Raw genomic sequence first — 25,978 nt, 5'->3', positions numbered from 1 at the left:
AGACAGCACAGATGGCGTCCCTTGTTGTGGTGTAGCCGATCAATTGGGGGGCGTGCACCCCGGCGCACGCCCCCCAATTGATCGGCTACACCACAACAAGGGACGCCATCTGTGTGTGAGGGGTGGGGATCGAGCCGCAGCCCTGCGAAGACCCTCCGCAATCGCCTCGGCATCGGCGCGGCCCGCTCAAGAACCCTGGCATCCGTAATCCGCGCAGAACGCAACGACCACTCCCGGTATGTCGTGGAACAGACCTTCGCCCTGCTCCACCAGTTCAAGCGCCTCGCGGTCCGCTGGGAGCGCCGTACCGAACTCCACGATGCCTTCGTCTCCCCAGCCTGCAGCCTGATCTGCTGGAGACGCCTCAAGAAGACCCGATCATGATCGTGTTACGAGCTCTATGCCGAGGAACGCACTCTCCTCAAGCGGCAGTGATAACCGGTGAATTGGCACTGGACCGACAGCACGGCTCCCCTGCACCGCCTCTGATCGCGTAACGCGGCCGAGCTCGCGTCGTGAGACGGGCGCCCTAGCTCGTGTTGCCCTGGCCACGTCATGGAGGTCTCACACAGCTTCTTCAGCCGAGCCACTTGCCTTACGTGCCTGGCAAGACGAGACGCAGCATGACCTGCGCAAAACCCCTTTCCACCCCTGGATAACAGCCGAGCGCGACGCCTTCGGCCGGCCCGTCCGCGCCACCGCCCCCAGCGGCGCGACCACCCTCCTGGAGTGGCTGCCCCAGGGCCGACTCGCCCGGCGCGTGGCCCCGGACGGCGCCGAGGAGCGCTGGACCTGGGACGCGGAGGGCAACTGCACGTCGCACACCGGCGCCACCGGCGCCGTCACCCGCTTCGAGTACACGCACTTCGACCTGCTCGCCGCCCGCACCGGCGCGGACGGCGCCCGGTACTCGATCGCCTACGACACCGAGCTGCGCCTCACCGAAGTCCTCAACCCGCAAGGACTGAGCTGGAGTTACGCCTACGACGCGGCCGGCAACCTGGTCTCCGAGTCCGACTTCGACGGACGCACGGTCACGTACGAGTCCGACTTCGACGGACGCACGGTCACGTACGAGTACGACCCGATGGGCCGACCCGTCGCTCGCACCACGCCGCTCGGCGCCCGGATCACCAGCGAGTACGACCGGATGGGCCGCGTCACCGCGAAGGACGTGGCGGGCCGGCGCACCCACTACACCTACGACGCGGCCGGCCGCGTCGGCTCGCTGATCTCACCCACCTCCACGCTGGCCCTGGAGCGTGACGTGGTCGGCCGGGTCGTCGCCGAGACCGTCGACGGGCGCACCACCCGGTTCGCCTACGACGCCGCGGGACGCCGCACCACCCGCACCACACCCACCGGCGCCGTGACGCGGTCCGCCTATGACGCGGTGGGCAACCGCACGGCGCTGCTCAGTGACGGCCACGCCCTGACCTTCACCCACGACGCGTGGGGCAAGGAGCTGACCCGCAGCTTCGGGCCCGCCCAGGCACCGGTCACCCTCACCTCGGGGTGGAACGACATGGGCCGGCTGACCTCGCAGCTGCTGACCGCCGGCGGCCGGACCCTGCGCGCCCGTGCCTACGACTACCGGGCCGACGGCTGCCTGGAGCGGATCTGCGACGAGCTGCGCGGCACGAGCCGCGGCTTCGGCCTCGACCCGGTCGGCCGCCCCCTGCGCGTCACGGCCGAGAACTGGCCGGAGTCGTACGCGTACGACAGCGCCGGCAACGAGACCAGTGCCGAGTGGCCCGATCAGGCCGCGCGCACGGAGAGCCGCGGGGAGCGCACCTACGAGGGCACCCGGGTTCTGACCGCCGGGCGGATCCGCTACGAGTACGACGCCGCGGGGCGCACCACCCTGCGCCGGAAGACGCGGCTGTCGAAGAAACCGGACACCTGGCGCTACACCTGGGACGAGGAGAACCGACTCGTCGCCTGCGTCACCCCCGACGGCACCCGGTGGACGTACTCCTACGACCCCCTGGGGCGGCGCACGGCCAAGCACCGCATGGCCGACGACGGGCGCACCGTCGTGCGGTCCGTCCACTTCACCTGGGACGGCACCCGGCTGGCCGAGCAGACGGACACGGCCCACCACATCACCACCACCTGGGACTACGAGGGCCACCGTCCGCTGACCCAGCTCGAGCGCCGCATCCGCCCCGGGCAGGAGCCGCAGGACGAGGTCGACGCACGCTTCTTCGCGATCGTCACGGATCTGGTGGGCGCACCCAGCGAACTCGTCGACGAACAGGGCGCGATCGCCTGGCGCGGCCGATCCACCGTCTGGGGCGCCACGGGCTGGAACCGGGACGCGGCGGCGTACACCCCGCTGCGCCTGCCCGGCCGGTACGACGACGCCGAGACCGGCTTCCACTACAACTACCAGCGCCACTACGACCCCCACACCGCGCGCTACGCCAGCCCCGATCCGCTCGGCCTGGGACCGGCGCCCAACCCGGTCGCCTACGTCACCAACCCGCACACCCGGATGGACCCCGAGGGCCTGATCGCCAAGGGGTGCACGGAGAAAGGCGGCTGGTACAGCGGCCTGAAACCCGCGAACCTCCTGGACGGCAACAAAAATCGCGTCAACCCCGTCGCCCAGGAGATCAACCACATCCCCGCGAAGGCGTCCTACTCCCACCTGGACGTGCCCGGGTTCCGGACGAACAAGAACGGCGGCGGCGTCGGCATGGGTCCCGCGATCCGCATGGACTACGAGGACCACCGGGAGCTGCCGAGCACGGGCTCCAGCAAGGAGAGCGAGGAATGGCGAGCCAGACAGCGGCAGCTGATCGACGCCGGGCCCTGGGACGAGGCCATGAAGATGGACATCGACGAGATCCGCGAGTTGTACGACGACAAGTACGACACGCACATCAAGGACATGGTCGACAGCCTGAAGAACAACAAGAAGTTCCAGCCATGCTGGGGGAGAAGGGCTGGACGCTGAACTACGACATCCTGAAATGACGACGTCATGAAGGAGTGAGGGACTGGCGATGGACCTGGTACTCGACCCGCCGCGCGGAGTCGCGCCGGTCCTGCTGGGCATGACGCTCGACGAGGCGCTCGCCGCGGTGCCCGACTGGGGCGAGCCCCGCGTGCTGCGGCGCCCGGGCCGGAACTCGGCGAAGGCGTCCTGGACCCTCGACCACGTCGGCGTACAGGCCCTGGCCGAGGGCGGGACCCAGGTCACCGCGATCGAGCTGTGGTGGCCGGGTGAGGGCCGCACGTCCAGCACGCGCGTTCTGCTCGCGGGGGACGAGGTGTTCACCACTCCCGCCGAGGACCTCTTCCGGCGCGCGGCCGAGCGGGGCTGGGCGGTCGATACCTCGCAGCCCGAGTATCCGGTGATCCCCGGGGTCTCGCTGGGCTTCACCCGGCAGACCTCACAGGAGGTCGAGCGGGACGTCGACGGCCTGCCGAGGTACGTCGCCTCGGTCCTGGTGGCCGGCAAGAACTACTAAGACTACCGCTACCAGGACCGCGGTTGACCGCGACTCAGGACTTGTGGGACGTCGTCCCGTCCTCGCCCGCCGCACCCCGATGCCGCACGAACGCGGCCGGGGTGCGGCGCTGTTGTTCCTCGCGGAGTGTCTGTTGTTCGAGAACCTGGCGGTCGCCGCTCGGCGTTCCTCTCCACTCCACTCACGTCGTGCGTCGACCCGGTCGACCCGCTGGACCTCTGGGCGGAACGTGACCTGGCGTCAGCTGATGGCGCTGCCCGCGACCCACTCGTTCCACGGCATGTTCCAGTCGCTGAGGCCGTTGTCCGGGGCCAGCTTGGTCTTGTCGTCGGAGTTCTTGACGATCACGACGTCACCGATCATCGAGTGGTCGAAGAACCACGCGGCGGGCTGCTCGCCGTCGCCGCCGCCCTTGACGTCCTTCAGGCCCACGCAGCCGTGGCTGGTGTTGACCTTGCCGAAGACCGGGTCGGCACTCCAGTAGTTGCCGTGGATGAACGTGCCCGAGGCGGACAGGCGCATGGCGTGCGGTACGTCCTCGATGTCGTACGCGGGCTTGCCGTCCTCCTTCGTGAGGCCGACGGTCGCGCCGTTCATGCGGATCTGCCGGAACTTCTCGGAGATGACCATCTGACCGTTGTACGTCGGGTGCTCGGGGCTGCCGGACGAGATCGGGATGGTCTTGATCGTCTTGCCGTCCCGTACGACGGTCATCTGCTTCGTCCTGGCGTCGACCGTGCTGATCTGGCTCCGGCCGATCTTGAACGTGACCGTCTTCTGGTTGCCGTGGGGGTCGAGCTTGACGGTGACGGTGGAGCCGGGCTTCCAGTAGTTCTCGGGGCGGAAGTCCAGGCGGTGGTCGTTGAACCAGTGACCGACGACCCGCTGGCCGCTGCTGGAGCTGACCTGGATCTTCGACTCCACGGCGGCCTTGTTGCCGATCGCCTTGTCGAACTCGACCGTCACCGGCATGCCCACGCCGACGGTCGAACCGTCCTCGGGGGAGAGGTGTCCGATGAAGTCGCCGGCCGGGGAGACCGTGGTGATCGTGGCGTTCCCGGTGACGGAGCGGCCCTGGGCATCCTCGGCGTCTGCGGCGACCTGGTACTTGGTGGCCCGCTCCAGCCGGCCGTCCGGCTTCCAGGACGTGCCGTCCGCGGACAGGGTGCCCGGAATCTCGGCACCGGTCGCGACGGCGGTCATGGTCACCTTGGTGAGCTTCCCGTTACTGACGGTGACCTTGACGGGGTCGCTGATCCCGACGTTGCGGGCACCTTGCTTGGGCGTGATCTTTATTCGGGCGTCGGAAGCGTCCTGGGCGGCCGGCTGATCCACCCGCGCCTGCGTTTTCGGGTGGTTCCCGGCGTCGTTGCCGCTGGTGGCAGCGTTACTGGTGCCGCCGAGGGCCGTAAGTGCGAGTACGCCGCCGAGTACGCCGGCCGCAGCCACCAGCCTGACGTTTCGTTTACGTTCCGTGATCAAACGCTTCTCCCATGTCGCTGGTCTCTGAATCTCTGAAGCTGGTTGCCCGAGGAGCGCAACCAGCTCCAGAACCACTTATAGGCATCCATCCGTCCCGAAATGGGCAAACTGTGGCGAAGACCACCCGTCGTCGAGCGCGTCACCGAGGCCCCGCTCGAAGGCCGGACGGCGCGCAGCCGTCCGCTCTCGCCGCCCGGTGCCGGCCATGACGGGGGCACCCACTCTTCGACGTGGTAGTCGGCTGGTTCCTGTGAGCGTCAGAATCCCTCGTAGTCCGGCAGGCGCGGACTGCTGCGCGGCGTCGTAGGGCGGGCGACAGGCCCAGTAGGCCTCGGCGAAGGTGTCGGCGGATGCGTTGCACCGGGCGGTCGTCTCCGCCATGGCCGGGGCGTCGGTGGAGGGTGATGACCCCGAAGAGGTCGAACAGCACGATGCGTCGGCCGGTGGACACGGTGGTGTTCCTGCTCCCAGCGGTTTCGGTTTCAGAGAGCGGGGGTCAGGGCGCGGACGAGCGGGCGGGAGGACGCCAGGGCGCCGGGGCCGGCGGGTTCGTCCGGCAGCCGGGGTGGGCGGGGAGCCTGTGCGGCACGGGGTCAGGCCGTGCCGCACAGGCGGTCAGGAGCCGCTGTGTGCCATCTCCTGTGTGCGGCCGGATCCGGTGCGCAGGACTCCGGCGGTCGCCGCGGTGACGGCGCACAGCAGGGTCAGCAGCAGGAAAGTGTGGTTCAGTGCCACGAGATGGGTCATCCAGCCGATGACGGCGGGGCCTGCGAGCATGCCGAGGTAGCCGAGCCCGGCGACGCGGGAGACGTTGGCGCCGGCGGCGGAGGGGTCGGCGTGTCCGGCGGCGCTGAACAACTGGGGGACGCAGCCCGACAGTCCCAGGCCGAACAGCGCCCAGCCCACGAACGCGGCCCATATCCAGGGGGAGACGGCCGCGATCGTGATTCCGACGGCGGCCGTGGCGGAGCCGTAGCGCAGGATGGCCATGGGCCCGAACCGGGCGGAGAGGGGGTCGGCGAGCAGCCGGCCGAGCGTCATCATCGCCGCGAAGGTGCCGTACCCGAAGGCGGCGGTGCTCGCCGGTGCGCCGAGGATGTCCTTCAGGTGCAGTGCGCTCCAGTCGTTGGCGGCTCCCTCGCACAGCATGGCCATGAGAGCCAGGGCGGCGAGGATCCAGATGCGCCCGGGGGTGCCGCGTCGCTTCGCGACCGGTGCCTGCTCACCCTCCGCAGCGCTGGCGGCGGCAGCCGTCGGCGCGGTCGGCAGCAGACCGCGTGCCGCCACAAGCGCGGTCATGACGCCCACGGCTCCCAAGGCGCCCAAAGTCGCAGCCGGACTCGTGCCGGTGCTCGCGGCACCCGCTGCGACGAGCGCGGCGACGACGCCGCCGACGGAGAACGTGGCGTGGAACGCCGACATGACGGGCCGCTCGTACGCCTTCTCCACGTGCACGGCGTGGGCGTTCATGCTCACGTCCAGGCAGCCGTTGCCGAAGCCGAAGACCAGCAGCGCGCCTGCCAGCGTCCATGGATCCCGGGAGAGGCCGGGCAGCACCAGGGTCGCACCGCACAGAACGCCGGCGGCGGGGACCACGACACGCGCCCCGAGGCGGTCGGTCAGACTCCCGGCCGCCTGCATACCGATGAAGGCCCCGAGCCCCAGCAGCACCAGGAGGCCCCCCAGCGTCGCGTGGCTGATGCCCACGCGCTCCTCGATGGCGGGGATGTGCACCACCCACGCTCCCATCAGGGTGCCGCAGAGGATGAAGTACACGAAGGTCGCCACACGGGCGGCTCGAAACGAACGTTCCATGTCGGCCACCATAAAGAACAACTTTGATGTTTGAACAGCCGCACTCTGAACAACTTGTGTGTTCATTTCGAGTGTTGTTCAATCGCGACATGAGCAACGCAGGCCGGCACAGGCTGATCGCGCAGGCCGTCAAGGAGTCGGGCAGTGTCACGGTCCAGGAACTCGCCGAGCTGACCGGCGCCTCGGAGATGACCATCCGGCGCGACCTCGACACACTGGCCGCGCAGGGCGTCCTCGAACGCGTCCGCGGTGGGGCACGCACCCTGCTGCTCAGGGGCGAGGAGCCGCCCTTCGCGCTGCGCGCCCACGAGGCCGTCGACGTCAAGCGCAGGATCGCGGCCGAGGTGTCCTCGCTCATCGCCGACGGCGAGACCGTCCTGTTGGACAGCGGCACCACCTGCCTGGAGGTCGCCCGCCTGCTGCGCGGGCGGCCGGTCACCGTGATGCCCCTGTCACTGCAGGCCATCCACGTCCTCGGCGAGACTCCGGGGCCGGCCACGCTGATGGTGCCCGGCGGACGGCCCCGCGCCGCCGAAGGGGCCCTGACCGGTCCCCTCACGCTCGCCTCCCTGTCGGCACTGCGCTTCGACACCGCGGTCGTCAGCTGCTGCGGCCTGAGCGCGGCCGAGGGTCTGACCGCGTACGACCTCGACGACGCGGCGGTGAAGAAGGCGGGCATCTCCTCCGCACGCCGCATCATCGTCGCCGCGGACGGCAGCAAGCTCGGCCGCACCGCCTACGCCTACGTCGGCCCCACCACGCTCCTGCACACCCTCGTCACCGACGCCACGGCGCCCGCCGACGAGGTGGCCGCGCTCGAAGACGCCGGCACCGTCGTCAGGACCGCCTGACGAGTCCGCCGCGCGGGGCGCACCGCACCGCGAACCAAGGAGGGGCCGCCCATCATGACCACCACCATCAGCCAGGACGCCCACGCCGTACTGCTGCCCGCGCTCGACGGGTTCACCGTCCCCGCCTCCCTGGCCTCACTGCTCGCCTCCGGCACCCGCTCCGTGATCATGGCCGAATCACGCGCCGAGTACGTCGCCCGTGCCATGACCGAGCAGCGGCAGGCCACCGAGACGCCGCAGCAGTTCGCCGACTTCACCGCACGCCTGCGCGCCCTCGCGGACCTTGGGGTGCGGATGCGCCAAGAGCAGCACGAAAACTGCCATGTCATCGACACGCAGGCGCCCCAGAGCCCATCCGGTCCTGTGAGCCACTTCGGGCGAAGAGGCCGAGGCGACGGCCGCGGCCAGCGGGGCGAGCGCGGGCTCGCCGATCCGGCACAGCACGTCCGCGGAGACGGTCCAGTCGACGGGCGACTGTTCGTCGCACAGCACCTCCAGAACCGTCGCCACCGCCTCGGCACCTCGTTCCACGAGGGTGTCGCGGGCCGTCCGGCCCTCTTCCCAGCGACCGGTGAGCTCGTCCACCAGCAGTTCCCTGTCCATGGCGGCACCGTGGGCGACGCCACTGACATGGCCAGGGGTACGCACAACCCCGCCCATGGGGCGGAACATCTTCCAGAGGCCGACGCGCAGTGAGCGGCGGCGGCCAGTCCCGAGCGGCAGTTCGCCTGGGGCGAAAGAGCCGTACCACCCACGAAATGTGTACGTACGATCACGCAGCGTACGGGGCTTCCTCCTGGTGTGCGCCCCCGCGCGCCCCTCACGGTGGCCCTCATGAACGTGAGCACGCCCCACACATCCACCGCCGTCAGCACATTCGCGCAGCAACTGTCCTCCACCCGTCGCGGCGCCCGGCTCGCCCGGCTGCTCGCGGCAGCGGAATTGCAGACCTGGCAGGTGTCACCGTCCGTGGTCGAGCGCGCGGAGCAGATCGTGGCGGAGCTGAGCGCCAACGCGGCGCTGCACGGCCGGGTCCAGGGCCGCGACTTCCGCCTGGCGCTCCGCCTCGACCCGGCGGCCGGCCTGCTGCGGATCGAGGTGACCGACGCGCGCGGGGACCGGCTCCCCTGCGCCGGTACGGACTTCACCACGCCCCCGGACGCGGAATCGGACCGCGGTCTGATCCTGGTCACCGCACTGGCCGACCGCTGGGGCACGGAGCCGTATCCGCCTGGCGGCAAGACCGTCTGGGCCGAGTGCGGGTTGTGAGCGCGGACGGTGTGGCGACCAGGAAATACACGGCCCCCTCCCCGAGGAGCTGGCAGGAGCCATCCGCGCCGAGGCGGGCCCTGGCGGTTTCAGCCGCTACGTCACGCACGCCATGGAGCGCCAGTGGGACCAGGATCGGCTCGGAGAAGCGGTTGGCTGGTGGGAGAAGGAGTACGGCCAGTCACCGAGGCCGAGTTGGCCGAGGCCGAGCGCCGGGAGATCGAGCGTCGGCACGCCGAACTGGCCCGTGCCCGGCAGCAGGTGACTGCCGGAGAAGCGGTCGAGTCGACGTCTAAGTGGCAGGGGAAGGACGTGGTATGAGCAGGGAAAACGCCTACCTGCTGGGCTGCGAGGGCCTCCCACGGTGGGTACGCGGCGAACAACGGAGGACTGGCGGATCACGGACGCCCACCGGATCGGCGTCCGCGTGATGAGCACCCCAATGGCCTTGAGCGGTGGTTCAGGCCGAGACCGGCTCCCATCGGTAGTCGCCGGCGACCTCGCCGTAGGGCCGCAGCAGCGGCTCCAACTCCGTCCGCACCAGGTCGGCATCGTCCGGAGGCAGGGTCAGTGATGCCCGACGCATGCGGACGCTCCAGGTCGCCGGATCGGGGAACACCGACAGTTGCGGCACGAGATCGCGCAGAACGAGTCCGTCACGGAATCGCGCCAAACCGGACAGCCTGAGTCGGCAGCCTTTGGTGAAAGACCGCTCGCCGAAGACGATCGGCTCGTTCAGGAGCCGAACCGGACTGGCGATCGTGGCCCGGCCGACGACACGTCCCAAGTCACGCGTCGGATTCCGAAAGCATCCCCGGGTGGTGTAGAGGAAGACCTCGTCGCCCTCTTCCAGCGCTTGAGCCGCCTTGACACGCCCCGCCGGGAACGCCATCCGCTGCTCAGTCACCACCCAGCTCAGGGCGGCTCGGTCCCCAATGATCAGCAGGTGTGTGAACGGCATGCCGATCACGATAGCCGGGCACCGGCCGCTCGGCGCACCGTCGGCCCGGTACCTGTCCGTCGCTGTTGCCAGGCCTGTTCGAAGCGCTGGAGGACGCGCCCTCGGCATGTGGCAGCGTCAACGCCGTACCAGGACCGTGCGCTCCAGGGCAAGCGTTGCATTTCACCTCGCCGAATTCGGACCTCGTCCGCCCTGCATCCAGGCAATGACGTCGAAGACTCTCAGGGCGCCGATGTCCTCGCCGATACCCGCCTCGGCGCGGAGGTGGAGCAACTGGTTCCGGAAGGCGCCATCGTTCGCTCGCAGAGCGGCCGCCAACGCGGCCCAGAAGGAATGGTCGACGTTCGGCCGATCGAAGAGCTGCTTGACGCGGATGTCGTAGATCGGGATCAGGTGGGGACGCTTGCGGGCCAGCAGCTTGCCGGCGATGACCGGCCCGCTGCCGTCGGGTTTGTTCGGATACTTGTCGCCGTTTGCCAGACGTTCCCACAGCTCCCACGCCGGTCCCCCCGGGGCTATCAGCTTGTCGCTGGCGGGATCCTCCAAGCGCGCATCGCGCGGAATCTGCGACAGCAGGCTCGACCAATGCCCATCGCGGTCCATCAGCAGATCGAGCGCTCCGTGCGGGCTCAGGGAAACGCTGAGTGTGGTGATGGCTACCACGTCGGTGCTGTCGAATCGGTTGGCAACCGGTTCGATGTCCCCACCTCCCCCCAGACGCTCGAAGTGCGCGCCCGAGTAGAACAAGTCACCCCGCGAACGGCGGCGGGTGAAGTACTCCACGAGCAGGCGAACAACCTCCTCGTCGTTCCAGTAGATCTCGGGAATCTTCAGCCCGATCACTGTCCCCCCAGCAGTTGCGCCGATCTTCCCGCCGTACAGTACGCCTGTGCGCCTCATGAACACCTGACATCAGGCGTGGGAACTTCTGCACCAGGCTCGACGTGGACCGAGACCCGGCGCAGCCGCAAGGTCTTCCCAGGCACTCCGCCCCGGCCGTTGCCCTGTGGAGGAACCCGACCGGGCCTTTGTCGGCGGGTGGCTCTACCGTGGTCAGTGGATCACGTGTGTGGGGAGGGGCCAGTGCCAGTCGAAGAAAGCGGGAAGTACCCAGAGTTCTATCTGCGTCTGCCGAACGGCGGGCCAATGGCCCAGGGACGCCCGGCGGATGAGCTGGGGCCGAACGGCAGTCGAAAGTTCGTCGTTCCCGCGGGCCAGCCCGTACGGCCTGATGTCGTGCCGTCGTTCCCCACCCGCGTGGCCGCTGCCCACATCCAGCGGGAGGAGCTGATCCGGCAGGAGCGGATCAAGCTGTCCGAAAAGTGGCCCGGCTGGCTGGAGACAGCCGAAGAGATCACATTCGACTCCTCCTCCAGGGCCGCAGCGGTGTTGAAAGGCCACAGTGCCAACGGCTGGATCAATTGGAAGACGGAGGACGGCCGTCCTCTTGGCGACTTCATGCCCGGTGTGTGGCCGGGCCCCAACCGCCCCTGGCTGGTCCGCGGCTCGAACGTAAGCGGACTCGATTTGGTGCAGCGGATGTGGCTGCCGGAGGGACGCGTCACACTCGCCGCCTCCCGGCTGCGCCAGGGTGTGGAGCAGGGCATCAGCAAGGACCAGCTGCGTGTCCTGGTCCAAGAGGATTACGAGTCCACCGCCACGTACAGCCAGAAGCAGCAACTCACCGAGGAGCTGCACGCGTTCTTGTCCCGTATGAAGCCCGGTGACACGGTCTGCACCATCTCCGCTGGTCGACTGTATGTGGGTGAGATCACCGGCGGGGCGGAGCAGACCGAATCCGAGGACGGGCGGTCCAATCTGCACCGGCCCGCGGAATGGCAGTCGGACGGCTACCCGTACGAAGATCTGCCGGAAGAGCTGCAGCAGAAGCTGTCCATCCAGCACGACGTCGTCGACCTCACGTCCGTACAGGCTCATATCGAGGGTCTCGGCCTCACCGACCAGGAGCTGGCGGCCGAGGCGGAGGCGATGAAGCGAGACCCGAGCGTGGAGATCCCAGCGCTCGCTGTCCGCCGTGAGCTCGAGTTGCCCGAGCCGACGGACGGGCTGGCCGCTGAACTTCTCGTGCACGACGTGGGCTGGCTGCACGAGGTGCGCGATCTGCTGTGGGACGAACGGCAGTTGGTGCTGTACGGGCCGCCCGGCACCGGCAAGACGTATCTCGCCCTCAAGCTCGCCGAGTTCCTCGGCGGTGGGCCCGAGCAGGTCAAGTTGGTGCAGTTCCATCCGTCGTACGCCTACGAGGACTTCTTCGAGGGGTTCCGGCCCCAGGAGGACGCCGAGACCCGTGAGGTCGCCTTCCGGCTCACCGCCGGCCCGCTGCGCGAGCTCGCCGATCTCGCCTCCCGGGAGGGCAACCGGCACATCCCGCACTTCCTGATCATCGACGAGATCAACCGCGCCAATCTGGCGAAGGTCTTCGGCGAGCTGTACTTCCTGCTGGAGTACCGCAACAAGTCGGTGCGGCTGACGTACTCGGGCGACGACTTCGCGCTGCCGCCGAACCTGTTCGTCATCGGCACGATGAACACCGCCGACCGGTCGATCGCGCTCGTCGACGCGGCCATGCGGCGGCGGTTCGCGTTCGTGGAGCTGTCGCCGCGCACCGAGCCGACGCGCGGGCTGCTACGGCGCTGGCTGGAGAGGGAGGGGAGGGATTCCGAGCCTGTCGATCTGCTCGACGCGCTCAACTCCCGTATCGACGAACCGGACTTCCGCATCGGGCCCTCGTATCTGATGAAGAAGGGTGTGTATCGGGAGGGCGGCCTGGAGCGGACCTGGCGGACGAAGATCCTGCCGCTGCTGGAGGAGCACCACTACGGGGAGGGCGTGGACGTCGAGAAGCGGTACGGGCTGGCCGCGCTGCGGGAGTCGCTGGGGTGACGCGGGTCGTCGAACTCGTCGAGTACGCGCCCGCCGTCAGCCTCGCCCTGCCCGACGGCGTCGGCCGGGCGCTGGCCGCCGGGGATGTCGTCGACGCGGCGCCCGACCCGTACGCGGCCGGCCGCTGGTCGCTGCGGGCGGGCAGCAAGGTCGGCGCGGTCACCGTCACCGGAGCGGGGGTGGACGAGCCGGTCACCGTGCGCGTCATGCCCAAGGTGCCCATCGCCCGGCTCTTCTTCCTGCTCGCCTACAGCCTCGATCCCACCGGCGCGTGGCGCGACGGGGAGGTCGATGTCGCCGAGCACCGGGATCTGCTGCCCTCGCTCGCTCACGCCGTGGAACGGCAGGTCGACCGGGCCCTGCGGCAAGGGCTGCTGCAGGGGTACCGGGCGACGGAGGAGAGCGCCCTCGTCGTCCGCGGCCGGATCCGGGAGGCCGAGCAGATCCGGCGGCGGTTCGGCGCGGCGCTGCCGGTGGAGGTGGCGTACGACGAGTTCACCACCGACATCGCCGAGAACCGCATCCTGCGCACGGCCGTCGAGCGGCTGCTGCGCCTGCCCGGTGTGCCGCGTGACGTGCGGCGCAGGCTGCTGCACCAGCGGGCCCGGCTCGCCGACGTCACCCCCGTCGTACGAGGGCAGCGGCTGCCGGACTGGCGGCCGACCCGGCTCAACTCCCGGTACCACCAAGCCCTGCACCTCGCCCGCGCCGTCCTCGACGGCTCGTCCGCCGAGCACGCGCCCGGCGGGCTGCGCATCGACGGGTTCCTGTTCGACATGAACAAGCTCTTCGAGGACTTCGTGACCGTCGCCCTGCGCGAGGCCCTGCGCGGTTTGGGCCGCACGGTCCGGTTCCAGGACAGCCATCACCTCGACGAGGCCGCCACCGTCCGCATGCGGCCGGACTTCGTGCTGTACGGACCGGACGGCACCCCCTGCGCCGTCGCGGACGCGAAGTACAAGGCGGAGAAGCGGGGCGGTTACCCGGACGCCGACCTGTACCAGATACTGGCGTACTGCACCGTCCTCGGCCTGGACGAGGGGCATCTGGTCTACGCGAAGGGCAGCGCCTCGCACGCCGCCCACCGGGTGCGCCACACGGGCATCCTCATCCACCAGCACGCCCTCGACCTGGACCAGGAACCGGCGGGGCTGCTCGCCGACGTCGGCGAGGTCGCGCGGAGGATGAGGGGTGGCTGAGGGGCCGTGCCCGGCCCGCACCACGCCCGTATGATCAACGGCACAGTGTTCGTCCGGGGTGGGGAGTGCGCGTCGTGCCGCAGCTTGCGTTCGCCAACAGTTTCTGGGAGAGCTACGACGTTCTCGAGAAGCCCGTCAAAGCCGGTGTGCGCAAGGCGATGCAGAAGTTCCAGCAGCTCACCGTGCCGGAGTTGCAGGCGGACAAGGGGCTGCACCTGGAGTTCGTCGAAAAGGCCGCCGACCGCCGTATGCGGACCATCCGCATCAACGACTTCTGGCGGGGTGTCGTCCTGGCCCCGGACGACGGCAGTGATGTGTTCCTGCTGGTCAACGTCGTGCGGCACGATGACGCCTATACCTGGGCGGCCAAGCGGCTGTACACGACGAACTCCGCCACGAGGGCCCTTGAAGTGCGGAACGTGCAGGCGATCGAGCAGCTGACCCCTCAGCTGGAGAAGGCGGCGGCCGTCGCCGACTCCCTGCTGTTCGCCAAGTACTCGGACACGGTGCTGCGTGAGCTCGGCATCGACGAGCAGGTCCTGCGCGCGGTGCGCACGATCATCGACAAACCGCAGCTGGAGGCGTTCGGCACGCTGCTTCCGGAGGACCAGTTCGAGGTGCTGCAGTACCTCGCCGAAGGGTTTTCACCGGAGGACGTGTACCGGGACGTCGTCGCCGTGCGCCGCCCCGTGGACGCGGGCCCCGATCCAGATGAGACCCTCGCCGTGGCCATCGCCAACACCACCAGCCGCATCACCCTGGTCAGCGGCCCCGAGGAACTCGCCGGCATCCTCGAAAAGCCCTTCGCGGCCTGGCGTGTGTTCCTGCACCCCTCTCAGCGCCGCGTCGCCTACCGGGTCTCGTACGGCGGTCCCGTCCAGGTCACGGGCGGGCCGGGCACGGGCAAGACGGTCGCGGCGCTGCATCGCGTCAAGCACCTGCTCACGCGCTCGCCCGACAGCCGGATCCTGCTCACCACGTACACCAACGCCCTGGCCGCGTCGCTCCGTGAGAACCTCGCCCTCCTCCTGGACGGCGACGAGTCGCTGCTCGAGCGCGTCGAGGTGACCACGGTCAACGCCTACGCGCACGGCGTCGTCACCCGCCTCGACGGCAAGGCCCCCTCCCCCATCGGCGACCGGGACGAGCGGCAGCTGTGGCAGCGGGTGGTCAAGAGACTCGGACTGCCGTGGACGGAGCAGTTCCTGGCACAGGAGTACCGGCATGTGATCCTGGCCCAGGACCTGCGCACCCGCGACGCCTACCGCGCGGCCTCCCGGCGGGGTCGCGGCAGCGCGCTGTCCCAGTCGAAGCGCGACCGACTGTGGCCCGCCGTGGAACTGTTCGAGCAGATGCTGCGCGAGCAGAGGGTCACGACCTACCTGAAGGTGTGTGCCCGGGCCGCCGACCTCCTGGCCGCTTCGGCGACCACGCACGATCATGTCGTCGTCGACGAGGCGCAGGACCTGCACCCGGCCCAGTGGCGCGTGCTGCGTGCCGCGGTGGCGCCCGGTAGTGACGACCTGTTCATCACCGGCGATCCGCACCAGCGGATCTACGACTCGCGGGTGTCCCTCGGGTCTCTGGACATCTCCGTCACCGGCCGCACCCACCGGCTGCGCATCAACTACCGCAGTACGGAGGAGATACTGGCCTGGTCGACGGGGATCCTGAGCCCGGTGACGGTCGACGACCTGGGTGGAGAGGGGGCCGACACCCTGGCCGGCTACCGTTCCCTGCTGCACGGCCGCAGACCGCAGGTGAGCGGATACGGCTCCGAGCAGGCGGAGGTGGCCGCGCTCGTGGAGCGGGTGGAGGAGTGGATCGCGCAGGGCATCCGGCCCTCCGAGATCGGCGTGTGCGCCCGCTTCAACGTGCTGCTGGACAAGGCCTACGACAAGCTGACCGCGGCCGGGGTGCCGGTGGCCCGGGTCAAGGACAACCCGGGGCCGGGCGTCGACGGGGTGCGGCTGGCCACCATGCACGCGATGAAGGGGCTGGAGTTCCGCTGCGTGGCCGTCCTGGGAGTGACGGCGAGTGCGGTGCCGTTCGCGCGCGAGGTGACGCCGGCCGACGTGGACGCGCTGCAGCACGACTCCGATCTGCTGCGGGAGCGGTGCCTGTTGTTCGTGGCCTGCACTCGGGCCCGGGAGGCGCTCGCGGTGACGTGGAGCGGGACCGTGAGCCCGTTCGTGCCGACTTGCTGAGGTCGGGGTCTCGTCGGCTCTTGGGCTGCGGGGCGCCGCCGGCGAGGCCGTCACGGGCCGGCTCGGTGGCCTCGCGGCTCAGTTCGGCGACCTTCCTGGCGCACTCCTCGAACTCCTTGAGGGCCGGAACGCCGCGCCGTAGCGGCGCTGCTCGGCGATGTCCATCTGGGGGGACGCGTGCGCCCTTGCCGTCGAGGCGGAGTGGGCGCGCAGACAACGTCGCGTCAGAAGTGCTTGATCGTCTCTCCTTCAGGAGCCCGGTAGCAGCCGGAGGTGACTTCGATGCCAAGGCTCGGGGTGGCGCGCTTGCTGTACGCGACGATCCAAACGCTCATTTTCCGGGAGTCGTTGTCGGCGATGAGGTTGAGATTCCTGTTCGGACTGTTGTCGCGGTACGAATCCTTGATCACCCAGCCGCCCGTACTCAGCTTTTCCTTCAGGTTCTTCATGGCCACGTCGTTGTCGGTACCGGACTCCGGTTCGAAGTTCCACGGGTGGTAGACCTGGAAGTGCGTCTCGGGGTCCTTGCCTGAGCACGCCTTGACACCCGGCCCGGGCTCGGAGGCGGTGCCGGGGACACCGGTGAAGTCGTAGATCTGGCTGGAAACGGCTTTCACCGAGGCGACCGCCTCATCGACCGTGGCGGTGCCCGCATCGGGAATCCCTGAGCCCGCTTCGTCCGGCGTGCCGGCGCTGGTGGCGGGGGGCTTGGTGATGTCGTCGTCCGTCATACCACATCCACTGAGGAGAAGGCCGGCCAGTACGAGGGTGAGCGAGGCGCTGCCCAGGCGACGCCGACGAGAGATGCGGAGCGGTGCGCGGAGCATGCGAGTCCTAGGTGTCGTTCGGCAGGTCGGTGATGGTCCGGTGTGCGACTCTACGAGCCGGCGGGCGTCTGTCACTGGGGAGCGGTGACGTCACGGTACTTGCCGACCACGACCAGCGCCTGGTTCTTCAGCGCCGTCGTACCTCTGTCCCAGTACTGGCTGTGGCCCTCCGCGCCTTTGGTTGCCGTCGGGCCGCTGCCCTCGGCACGCGTGTTCATCTGGTTCGCGCCGAAGGCTTCGTCGCTGGGGATGAGGAACACGCCACCACCGGGTTTCCACTGGCTGCCGCCGTGGCCCCAGCGGCCGATGTCCGGGACGGGGTCTCCGTCTGCTTCCTCGTTCCACACGTGCCCCTTAGGAACATCCATCTCGTCGGCCGAACCGACCTTGACCCCCGGGCTTCCTGCCAGGATCACGTCGTCCGCGTTGAGGTCGCCGGTCTGGGCCGCCGCCCCGATGAGGGTGGTTCCGTAGGAGTGTCCGATGGCCGTGCGGTGCGGATCGCCGTAGCCGGTGTGTGAGGCGTCGAGGCCGTCCATGAACTGCCGGTAGGCCGGCGCTCCGTCGTAGGCGTAGTGCTCGAACGGGGCGTCCTTGACGACGTCCTGCGGAGCGTCGTAGCCGAGCCAGGTGATGGCCGACACGGACGCGTCCCGTTTGGCCTTCTGCGTCTGGCGCCACAGCTCGGTCATCCGGTCGATGTCGCCGCCGATCTTCCCGAGGTTCGACGTGGTACCGGGTACGTACACCGCCTGATGCCGGGCGGTGTCGGGGTTGCCGGTGGCCACGATGGCCCGGCCGTTGCCCTCCGGGCTGAATCCGAGGAGATACACCTCGGGCAGCCCGCCTTCGCCCGTCTGATCGAAGCGGGTCCGGATGGCGTTCATGCCTTTGAGGGACGACTGCAGGTGCCGGTACTCGTCGCCGTACTTCCTGTCCCACTCCATCCATTCGTCGGTGTGCACCTTGGACGGATGTCCACCTGCGGTGATCCACGTCCACTCGTTGGCGGGTGGCTTCGGGATGGAATCGATCCGAAGCTGGTACTCGGCCTGCTTCTCGTCGAGCACGATGCGGTTCGCCTCGTCGCGGGCCTCGGACGGGAGCCCGTCCAGTCTCCCCACCACATCGGGGTGAAGGGACAGATAGGTCTCGCGTTCTTCGGGGCTGAGTCCGTTCCACCAGTCGGAGTTCTCCTGCGGGCTGCCGTCTTTCGGGGGACCGCCGATGGACTCCAGGTAGCCCTTGCCCGCGTCCCGGACCCCGGCCATGTCCGACTGCGCGTCCTTGAGGTCCTGGTGGGACACGGTGAGGTCGTCATCGGCCTTCAACGCCCGGATCTTCGGTTCCCACTTGGCGTCCGCCTCCGTGGCCTCCTTGAGTGCGGTGGCGATACGGTCCGCGAGGGCGAGGGCCTCGGCGTGGTGGGGGTTAGGGTCGAAGCCGGCCGCCTGGCGGCCGACGGCTTGGGCCGTAGGGGCGGTGGCGCTGCCGACGGCGCCGCCTTGGGAAGGCAATTCCACGCTGTTGCGCGGTGGGGCTTCCGGATAGGTGACGCTGCCGTCCGCGTTGACTGTGAACTTCAGCGCTTCCGCGTCGTCGAGTGCGGCCAGGAGCTTCCTGCGGGCGGCGTCCATGTCGTGGGCGAAGCCGTTGAGTGCCGTGCTGACCAGGCCGCATTCGATCTGGGTGTAGTGGAAGTCGGCCGAGAGGTTCTTCAGCTCTCCGAGTGCTGCTTCGAGGGCATGGCCTTGGAGGGACTTGCGCATGCCCGCGGCAACGACGTTGTCGATGTGGTCCTTGGCCGCGTGGGCCATGTCGCTGGCCGCGCGGTAACCGTCAGCCGCCTCCTCGTACTCGGACGGCTTCAGCTTCTTGAGGGTCGCAAGATCCATGGCTGCCCGTTACCGCCCGGCACCCTGGCCGCCGACCGCGGGCGTGTCGGCGTACTTGGCGGCGATGGCGGCGAACGCCGACCTGACGGACTCGTCGGTCGTCAGAAGGTCGCGCCCGACCTTCTCGAGGACTTCTTTGACGCTGCCGCAGCGCTCGTTGACGCTCTTGATGTAGCGGACCCAGGAGTCGTACACGTCCTTCTGGGCTCCGGCGGACAGGCATCCCGACTTGTCACCGAGCCCTTTCTGCCCGTCCTCCAGCTGGTTCAGGGCCTTGCCCACGCCCTTCCTGAGCCCACCGACGCCCTCGCCCGCTTTGTCCCACTCCCGCCGAGTGGATTTCATACCGCCGGTAGCGCTGCTGGTCGACGGGCCGGGTCCGTCGCCGGCCTCGTACTGGTTGAGCCGCATTCGCGTCGTGTGTCGCTGGACAGCGTCCTGCTTCAGCTGTTCCCACTCGTCCCACGCCATGCGTGGTCTCCTCCCTGTGGCCCGGGCGCTGCCCAGGAGTGCGCCGTCCGACTTCCGTCGTGCTCAACAGGGGTGGCGCTACAGACGTTACGGGCGGGTGCACTGCGTGACGAACGAAGCCCGGTGAGGGTCCCGTGAGTTCCACGAGAACCACCGCCCCCTTCACACGCGTCGTGATCTACGGTGCCATCAGTCACCCATGACGCCGTGACGAGGGAGGGGCGGGGCCGTGGAGCAGCCCAGGACGGCATTGGCCGAGCGCATAGCCGAGCAGAGGGCGGGGGTCGGTGATCCGCGGGCGTTGATCGGTGAGATGCGGCGTTCGGTCCTTCTGGTTCCGTCCATCGACGGTCGCCTCTGGAGCGCGCACTCGGGCGGGGTGCGGTGGGTGTGCGCCTTCACGGACGAGACGGCGCTGGCCCGCTTCGCGCTTCACCACGGGCCGGGTGACCGGCCGATGGACTATGCCGCGCTGCTGGGTGCCCGGATCGTGGACGAGGTCGTGCCGGGTCTGGGCGAGCCCGCCGGTCTGGCCGTGGACATCGCCAGCGAGGGCGGGTCGATGTTCTTCCCGCCGATCACGGGGATCGTTCCCGACGGCGTCGCCGTCGACGCCGACGCGGTGGAGGAGGGGCGCGGCCGTGGGCGGTGACGGGACGGACCTGAACTTCGACAAGGCATCGGTCGCGAAGTTCACGAAGGGTGTGGGCGCCACCATCGACGGGCTGGGCGACCTGGGTGGCGCCACCGGTTCGGTGATGGGCAAGGGCTTCGCCGCGCTGTCGATGACCGGGATGGAGGCCGGGCACCACGGCCTGTCGGTCGACTTCGAGGACTTCTGCGAGCGCTGGGAGTGGGGCGTGCGCGCCCTGGTGCGGGACGCCAGCCAGATAGCGAACCGGCTCGGCCTGGCAGCGGGCACCCTGTGGGAGCACGACCGGTACGTCGAGGGCACGTTCAAGGTGGGTGCCAACGCCCTGTTCGGTGGGAGCCCGCACGCCTCCGAGGAGGAGATCGCCCGGCAGGACTGGGGCGACATCTTCACACCGGACTCCCTGAACCCCGACTGGAGCGCCGAGTCGTTCGAGCGGGCCGGTCAGGACATCACGCAGACCTGGAAGGACACCGGCCGCACCGTTCTCACCGAGGGGCAGGGCGGCCGGCAGGCGCAGAGGCTCAACGACGCGTTCGGTGTCTCCGACGAGCAGTGGAACCAGGCGCTGGACGAGACCTTCGGACCGTCGCCGGAGGAGCGCGCCGAGCAGCAACAGCAGGGTGAGTCCGGGGGGAACTGACGGTGGGTATCGGCGACTTCATCAGGGACATCACACCGGACTCGGTGGAGAACGCGGTCGAGGACGGTGTCGAGTGGCTCGGCGACCGGGTCGAAGACGGCGGGAAGTGGGCCGCGGACCGGCTGGACGACGTCGGCTGGGAGTCCGGCGCGGACTGGGTGCGTGAGCAGTCGCGTTCGGTCGCGAACCGGATGGGCGCCGAGGTCGACGAGATGGACCTGGGGCAGAGTGAGGACAAGACCAAGCTGGTCTACGGCAGCCCGGAGAAGATCCGCTCGACCGCCGGGAAACTCCGCGCCTTCCAGACGGCGTTCGACGACGCCGGCGAGGGTTTGAAGGGCCTGGACTCCTCGCAGCTCAAGGGCGAGGCCGCCGAGGCGCTGCGGACGGCGGTGAGCACCCAGCCGCCGAAGTGGTTCACCGGCGCGGACGCGGTCGAGAAGGCGGCCGCCGCGCTGGAGGCGTTCGCCGGCACCGTCACCTGGGCGCAGGGCCAGGCGCAGACGGCGATCGACAAGTGGAAGGAAGGGGTCAAGGCGTCCGAGGAGGCCGCCGAGGCCCACCGCGAGAAGGTCGACACCTACAACAAGGCCGTCGACCGCTACAACGCCCAGCCCGCCGACCAGCGCGACCCCTCCTCGCTCCCGCCGCGTCCCGCAGCGACCTTCGACGACCCGGGCAAGAAGCTGATGCAGGAGGCGCAGGACATCCTCGCCGAGGCCCGCAAGCAGCGGAACACGGCCGCGGAGACCGCGCGCTCCGCGGTCCGCGCCGCCCGCGACATGGCGCCGAAGAAGCCGTCGTACGCCGAGCAGGTGCGCGACGGGTACGAGGAAATGCGGATCATGGGCGACCATGTCGGCGGCGGCATCATCAAGGGCACGGCGGGGCTGCTGAACTTCGTCCGCTCGGTCAACTTCCTGGACCCGTACAACCTCACGCACCCGGCCGAGTACGCCACGAACCTCAACAGCCTGGCCGCGGGCCTGGTGGTGGCCGTCAACGACCCCGTCGGCACCGGCACCCAGATGGTCAAGGACTTCATGAAGGACCCGGCCGAGGGCTTCGGCCGGCTGATCCCCGACCTGGCGCTGACCGTGGCCACCGGCGGAGGCGGCGCCGCCGTGAAGGGCGTGCGCCTCGCCGAGGACGTCGCCGACGTCGCACGGGTCCGCAGACTGGTCGACGACGCCCCCCGCGGCACCCACAACCGACCCGACGGCCACCGCACCACCGACGGAACCGACCCCGTCGACCTCGCCACGGGCCGGATGTTCCTGCCCCAGACCGATGTGGAGATCCCCGGCATCCTGCCGCTGGCCTTCACCCGCCGCACCGAGTCCGGCCTGACGGCCGGCCGCTTCCTGGGACCGTCCTGGACGTCCACCGTCGACGAGCGGCTGGAGATCGACCCGGTCGGCGTCGTCCACGTCACCGCAGACGGCCTGCTGATCACTTATCCGCATCCGGTGCCCGGCGATCCCACCCGGCCGAAGACGGGCGCCTCCCGCGCCCTGCTGGCCCGCGACGGGAACGGCGACTACACGGTCACCGACCTCGACACCGGTCTGGTCCGCCACTTCGCCGCCCCGCCCGGCAGCGAACCCGGCGACGACGGAACCGCCTGGCTGGCGTCCGTCACCGAACGCAACGGCCACACCGTCACCGTCGACCGGGCCGAGGACGGGCTGCCGACGGCCCTGGTCCACTCGGCCGGCCACTGGGTGAAGCTGGCCACAGCCGAGGGCCGGATCACCGCCCTCTTCCTGGCCGGGGTCGGCGAGAACGGCGCCGACCTGCCGCTGATGGCGTACGGCTACCAGGACGGCAATCTCACCACCGTCACCAGACCCTCCGGCGCCACCACCACCTTCGTCTACGACGACCGCCGCCGCGTCACCGCCTGGATCGACTCCAACGACAGCCGCTACGACTACGCCTACGACGACCGCGACCGCGTCATCGCGGAAGGCGGCGAAGCCGGCCACGTCCAGATCACCCTCACCTACACCGAACCCGACCCCGCCACCGGTCACCGCACCACCGCCCTCACCACCGCCGACGGCCACACCACCCGCCACCGGATCGACCACCACTGCCGGGTGATCGCCACCACCGACCCACTCGGCCACACCACCCGCCACACCTACGACACCCACGGCAACCTGCTCACCCGCACCGACCCGCTCGGCCACACCACCTCCTACACCTACGACGAGGAGGGCCGGCTGGTCTGCGCGGTCCGCCCGGACGGCTCGGAACTGCGCGTCGCACGCGGCCCGTTCGGGCTGCCGGTGGAGGTCGTGGGGCCGGACGGCGCCCGCACGACCTACGCGTACGACGAGCGCGGCAACCGAACCGCGGTCACCGACCCGGCCGGGAAGACGACCCGTTCGGCCTACGACGACGCCGGCCGACTCACCTCCGTCACCGACGCCCTGGGGGACACGACCCGTGTGGTGTGCGACGCGGCGGGGCTTGTCGCGGCGGTGACCGACCCGTCCGGTGCCACCACCCGCACCGAGCGGGACGGGCTCGGCCGTCCGGTCCGTGTCACCGACCCGACGGGCGGGGTCATACGGCTCGAATGGAACGCGGACGGGCAGCTCGCCCGTCGCACCGGCCCGGGCGGCGACACGGAGTCATGGACCTACGACGGCGAGGGCAACTGCCTGACCCACACCGATGCCGCCGGCGGCGTCTCGCGCTACGAGTACACCCACTTCGACCTCCCGCTCGTCACCACCCGGCCCGACGGCGGCCGCTACGCATTCGAGCACGACAACGACCTGCGCCTCACCCGGGTCACCAACCCGCAGGGCCTGACCTGGACGTACGAGTACGACGCGGTCGGCAACATCGTGTCCGAGACCGACTTCGACGGGCGCACCCTGACCTACCGCATGGACGCCGCGGGCCGGCTCGCCGAGCGGATCGACGCCCTCGGCGGGACCATCTCCTTCGAGCGCGACGGGCTCGGCCAGGTGCTCCGCAAGAACGTCGACGGTCGGGTGACGACCTACGCGTACGACCGGGCGGGCCGCCTCCTGGAGGCGGTCGGACCGGAGAGCGAGCTCCGCTACCAGTACGACCGCCGCGGGCAGGTCAAGACGGAGCTGGTGGACGGTCGCCCACTCCTCTACTCCTACGACGACCTGGGGCGGCGCATCCGTCGGACCACGCCCACCGGCCATGTCACGTCCTACGCCTACGACTCCGACGGGCTTCCCGCGCGGCTGACCACGGGTGACCGACGGGTCGACTTCACCCACGACGCCGCCGGCCGCGAGCTGGCTCGTGCCTTCGGGGACGCGATCACCATGACGTCGGCCTGGGACGAGGCCGGACGGCTCGCCACGCAGCACATCACCGCCGGAGCCCGGGCCGTCAACAGCCGCGCCTACGCCTACCGCGCCGACGGGCATCTGCTCTCCGTCACCGACCGGCTCTCCGGCACCCGCACCTTCGATCTCGACCGCATGGGCCGGGTCACCGCCGTCCACGCCCCGGGCTGGACGGAGCGGTACGCGTACGACGACGCGGGCAACCAGACCTCGGCGTCCTGGCCGGCCCGGCACCCGGGCAGCGAGGCCACCGGACCGCGCGCCTACAGCGGCACCGGCATCACCCGCGCCGGAGGCGTCCGCTTCGAGCACGACGCCCTCGGCCGCATCACCCTGCGGCAGAAGACCCGCCTGTCCCGCAAGCCCGACACCTGGCGCTACGAGTGGGACACGGAGAACCGCCTCACCTCCGTCACCACCCCCGACGGGACCCGGTGGCGCTACCGCTACGACCCGCTGGGCCGCCGCACCGCGAAGCAGCGCCTCGCGGCCGACGGCGAGAGCGTGGTCGAGGAGGTCCGTTTCACCTGGGACGGCCTGACCCTGTGCGAGCAGACCAGCCACCGGCCCGACGTCCCGCACACGGTCGCCCTCACCTGGGACCACCGGGACGTCGTCCCACTGACCCAGACCGAGCGCATCCTGACGGCCGACAGCCGGCAGGAGGAGATCGACCGGCGGTTCTTCGCCATCGCCACCGACTTGGTCGGCACGCCGACCGAACTGATCGGCGAGTCCGGTGACATCGCCTGGCGCACCCGGAGCACGCTCTGGGGCACCACCGCCTGGGCCAGGGACAGCAGCGCCTACACCCCGCTCCGTTTCCCCGGCCAGTACTACGACCCCGAGACCGGCTTCCACTACAACTGCTTCCGCCACTACGACCCCGAGACCGGCCGCTACACCTCCCCGGACCCCCTCGGCCTCGCTCCCGCGCCGAATCCCCTGGGCTACGTGGACAACCCGTACACGGGGTGCGACCCGCTGGGCCTCATGCCGAAGTACACGAGGGAAGAAAGGGCCAGAAAGCGGATCGACAAAGTCGTGGACGATGTCATCTCAAGTGCTCAAGGCGGCGAGTTCAAGAAGCATCGCGACTATCACGGCGACAAAAGCCACGGCTTCAGCGACGAACGGGTTCTGGAGATCCTGAAGAACCCGGATGCGGTCTACCACTCCACAGGTACGGGCGGAAGACTACTCTTCCGGCAGGGCGAGGATGTGGTAGTGACCAACGGACCCAGTAACACCCAGGGACAAGCAATCACAGCCTACGGGCCATCGGGAATCAAGGGCGAATCCGGGGCGACGGCGTTGGGAGGCAAACCCACGGACCCCGGAGCTCCGGTGACTCACGAAGACATCGTGAATGGAAGAATTCCTGCCAAGGACGGCTTCATGGCTCCGGCAGTGCAGATCAAGTGAGGCAGCAACAACCATGAGAGTGACGTTCGGCAGTGGCTGGCGCGCGACGGTGACGGACGAGCCACTGCAGATCACACCCCGACTCGCAGGCACCTCGCTGGATATCGCGCTTTACACCACCGCGGAGGAGCGTGTGCGGTTCCTCGCCGACACCTTCGGCAGCCAGGACTGGTTGTGGGACGCCCCCGACGACCTCCGGTTCGACCCCGTCAGCCGGCAGTTGGTCGGAGCCCAGTTCAGGATGCCCGAAGAGTCCGCCTCCGCCGAGGACGCCGCTCGGCTTCCCCTCACGCCTGCGGTACGCCCGGGCGGGCTCCGTGCCGAGGAGGTCCGGGACTTTCGACATGAGATGGGGACGGTGCTGTGCCGTGCATCCGACGATGCCGTGCTGACCTGCCTGCGCGATCTCGACGTTCTCGACGAGCCACTGGAGGCACGCATCGGTATCGCCCCCGACGTGGCGCTCCTCGTCCAGCACGGCACCGTCGTCGGCTGGAGCCTCACCGACCCGGTTCGCTACGTGACCAGCGGGTTCGCCGTTCCTGACCCCAACC

21 protein-coding genes are annotated in these 25,978 nt (G+C 69.5%); 14 read left to right on the top strand and 7 right to left on the bottom strand.

The annotated features are described in order from the left end of the window. Window positions 1-243: 243 nt before the first annotated feature. The 3 genes from C1I97_RS39750 to C1I97_RS07910 all read left to right on the top strand — a co-directional run bounded on the left by C1I97_RS39750 (window position 244) and on the right by C1I97_RS07910 (window position 3,479). The gene (locus tag C1I97_RS39750; RefSeq protein WP_181446626.1) at window positions 244-384 is read left to right on the top strand and encodes a hypothetical protein; all 141 of its coding nucleotides are present in this window, start codon (window positions 244-246) and stop codon (window positions 382-384) included. 376 nt (window positions 385-760) lie between these two features. Beyond that, window positions 761-2,962, top strand: a complete 2,202-nt coding sequence (locus tag C1I97_RS07915; protein ID WP_111002504.1) for an RHS repeat-associated core domain-containing protein — start codon at window positions 761-763, stop codon at window positions 2,960-2,962. Between the two features lie 49 nt (window positions 2,963-3,011). Next, window positions 3,012-3,479 carry a hypothetical protein gene (locus tag C1I97_RS07910; RefSeq protein ID WP_111002503.1) on the top strand — a complete coding sequence of 156 codons (468 nt, stop codon included), beginning with the start codon at window positions 3,012-3,014 and terminating at the stop codon, window positions 3,477-3,479. A 240-nt stretch (window positions 3,480-3,719) separates the two neighbouring features. On the opposite strand, the gene C1I97_RS07905 is transcribed toward C1I97_RS07910, so the two are convergent. Both C1I97_RS07905 and C1I97_RS07895 read right to left on the bottom strand, forming a co-directional pair. Then, complete coding sequence (locus C1I97_RS07905) at window positions 3,720-4,931, bottom strand: L,D-transpeptidase (protein WP_258382471.1); 1,212 nt, start codon at window positions 4,929-4,931, stop codon at window positions 3,720-3,722. A gap of 645 nt (window positions 4,932-5,576) precedes the next feature. Next, window positions 5,577-6,776, bottom strand: a complete 1,200-nt coding sequence (locus tag C1I97_RS07895) for an MFS transporter (protein WP_258382470.1) — start codon at window positions 6,774-6,776, stop codon at window positions 5,577-5,579. Window positions 6,777-6,865: 89 nt separating this feature from the next. Here C1I97_RS07895 and C1I97_RS07890 point away from each other — a divergent pair, with 89 nt between their 5' ends. The 4 genes from C1I97_RS07890 (at window position 6,866) to C1I97_RS42440 (ending at window position 9,217) form a co-directional block, all read left to right on the top strand. After that, the gene (locus tag C1I97_RS07890) at window positions 6,866-7,627 is read left to right on the top strand and encodes a DeoR/GlpR family DNA-binding transcription regulator (RefSeq protein WP_111002501.1); all 762 of its coding nucleotides are present in this window, start codon (window positions 6,866-6,868) and stop codon (window positions 7,625-7,627) included. A 54-nt stretch (window positions 7,628-7,681) separates the two neighbouring features. Then, entirely contained in the window at window positions 7,682-8,323 is a 642-nt protein-coding gene (locus tag C1I97_RS07885) for a hypothetical protein (RefSeq protein ID WP_111002500.1), read from the top strand. Window positions 8,324-8,461: 138 nt separating this feature from the next. Then, window positions 8,462-8,896: an ATP-binding protein gene (locus C1I97_RS07880; protein ID WP_111002499.1), complete on the top strand. Its 435-nt coding sequence runs from the start codon at window positions 8,462-8,464 to the stop codon at window positions 8,894-8,896. A gap of 159 nt (window positions 8,897-9,055) precedes the next feature. Beyond that, entirely contained in the window at window positions 9,056-9,217 is a 162-nt protein-coding gene (locus tag C1I97_RS42440; RefSeq protein WP_309147783.1) for a hypothetical protein, read from the top strand. A gap of 139 nt (window positions 9,218-9,356) precedes the next feature. Here the strand turns inward: C1I97_RS42440 and C1I97_RS07870 are convergent, their stop codons facing one another. Then, entirely contained in the window at window positions 9,357-9,857 is a 501-nt protein-coding gene (locus C1I97_RS07870) for a hypothetical protein (RefSeq protein WP_111002506.1), read from the bottom strand. Window positions 9,858-10,019: 162 nt separating this feature from the next. Further along, entirely contained in the window at window positions 10,020-10,700 is a 681-nt protein-coding gene (locus C1I97_RS07865) for a DUF6308 family protein (RefSeq protein ID WP_111002498.1), read from the bottom strand. 303 nt (window positions 10,701-11,003) lie between these two features. Between C1I97_RS07865 and C1I97_RS07860 the strand changes: the two genes are divergently transcribed. The 3 genes from C1I97_RS07860 (at window position 11,004) to C1I97_RS07850 (ending at window position 16,167) form a co-directional block, all read left to right on the top strand. Continuing rightward, a complete protein-coding gene (locus tag C1I97_RS07860; RefSeq protein WP_111002497.1) occupies window positions 11,004-12,761 on the top strand; it encodes a DUF4357 domain-containing protein in 1,758 nt (585 codons plus the stop codon). Continuing rightward, the gene (locus C1I97_RS07855; RefSeq protein ID WP_111002496.1) at window positions 12,758-13,960 is read left to right on the top strand and encodes an McrC family protein; all 1,203 of its coding nucleotides are present in this window, start codon (window positions 12,758-12,760) and stop codon (window positions 13,958-13,960) included. Before C1I97_RS07860 ends, C1I97_RS07855 begins: the two co-directional genes overlap by 4 nt. 74 nt (window positions 13,961-14,034) lie before the next feature. Next, window positions 14,035-16,167: a UvrD-helicase domain-containing protein gene (locus C1I97_RS07850; RefSeq protein WP_111002495.1), complete on the top strand. Its 2,133-nt coding sequence runs from the start codon at window positions 14,035-14,037 to the stop codon at window positions 16,165-16,167. A 224-nt stretch (window positions 16,168-16,391) separates the two neighbouring features. Here the strand turns inward: C1I97_RS07850 and C1I97_RS07840 are convergent, their stop codons facing one another. From C1I97_RS07840 to C1I97_RS07830, 3 genes are all read right to left on the bottom strand, one after another. Further along, window positions 16,392-16,898, bottom strand: a complete 507-nt coding sequence (locus C1I97_RS07840) for a hypothetical protein (RefSeq protein ID WP_258382469.1) — start codon at window positions 16,896-16,898, stop codon at window positions 16,392-16,394. Between the two features lie 167 nt (window positions 16,899-17,065). Next, a complete protein-coding gene (locus C1I97_RS07835) occupies window positions 17,066-18,889 on the bottom strand; it encodes an alpha/beta hydrolase (RefSeq protein ID WP_111002493.1) in 1,824 nt (607 codons plus the stop codon). 9 nt (window positions 18,890-18,898) lie between these two features. After that, on the bottom strand, window positions 18,899-19,360 hold the full coding sequence (locus C1I97_RS07830) for a hypothetical protein (protein WP_111002492.1): 462 nt from the start codon (window positions 19,358-19,360) through the stop codon (window positions 18,899-18,901). A 229-nt stretch (window positions 19,361-19,589) separates the two neighbouring features. Between C1I97_RS07830 and C1I97_RS07825 the strand changes: the two genes are divergently transcribed. The 4 genes from C1I97_RS07825 to C1I97_RS07810 all read left to right on the top strand — a co-directional run. Next, window positions 19,590-20,012 carry a hypothetical protein gene (locus C1I97_RS07825; RefSeq protein ID WP_111002491.1) on the top strand — a complete coding sequence of 141 codons (423 nt, stop codon included), beginning with the start codon at window positions 19,590-19,592 and terminating at the stop codon, window positions 20,010-20,012. After that, window positions 20,002-20,655, top strand: a complete 654-nt coding sequence (locus tag C1I97_RS07820) for a hypothetical protein (protein ID WP_111002490.1) — start codon at window positions 20,002-20,004, stop codon at window positions 20,653-20,655. The genes C1I97_RS07825 and C1I97_RS07820 overlap by 11 nt, the downstream gene beginning before the upstream one ends. A gap of 2 nt (window positions 20,656-20,657) precedes the next feature. Continuing rightward, window positions 20,658-25,424, top strand: a complete 4,767-nt coding sequence (locus C1I97_RS07815; protein ID WP_111002489.1) for a putative T7SS-secreted protein — start codon at window positions 20,658-20,660, stop codon at window positions 25,422-25,424. 13 nt (window positions 25,425-25,437) lie between these two features. Then, a partial coding sequence (locus C1I97_RS07810; protein WP_111002505.1) for a hypothetical protein occupies window positions 25,438-25,978 on the top strand: 541 nt, incomplete at its 3' end.

The sequence above is a fragment of the Streptomyces sp. NTH33 genome (assembly GCF_003236365.1).
Taxonomy (GTDB): domain Bacteria; phylum Actinomycetota; class Actinomycetes; order Streptomycetales; family Streptomycetaceae; genus Streptomyces.
The sequence above is the reverse complement of the archived record's forward strand: the minus strand, read 5'-3'. Positions and strand labels throughout refer to the sequence as shown.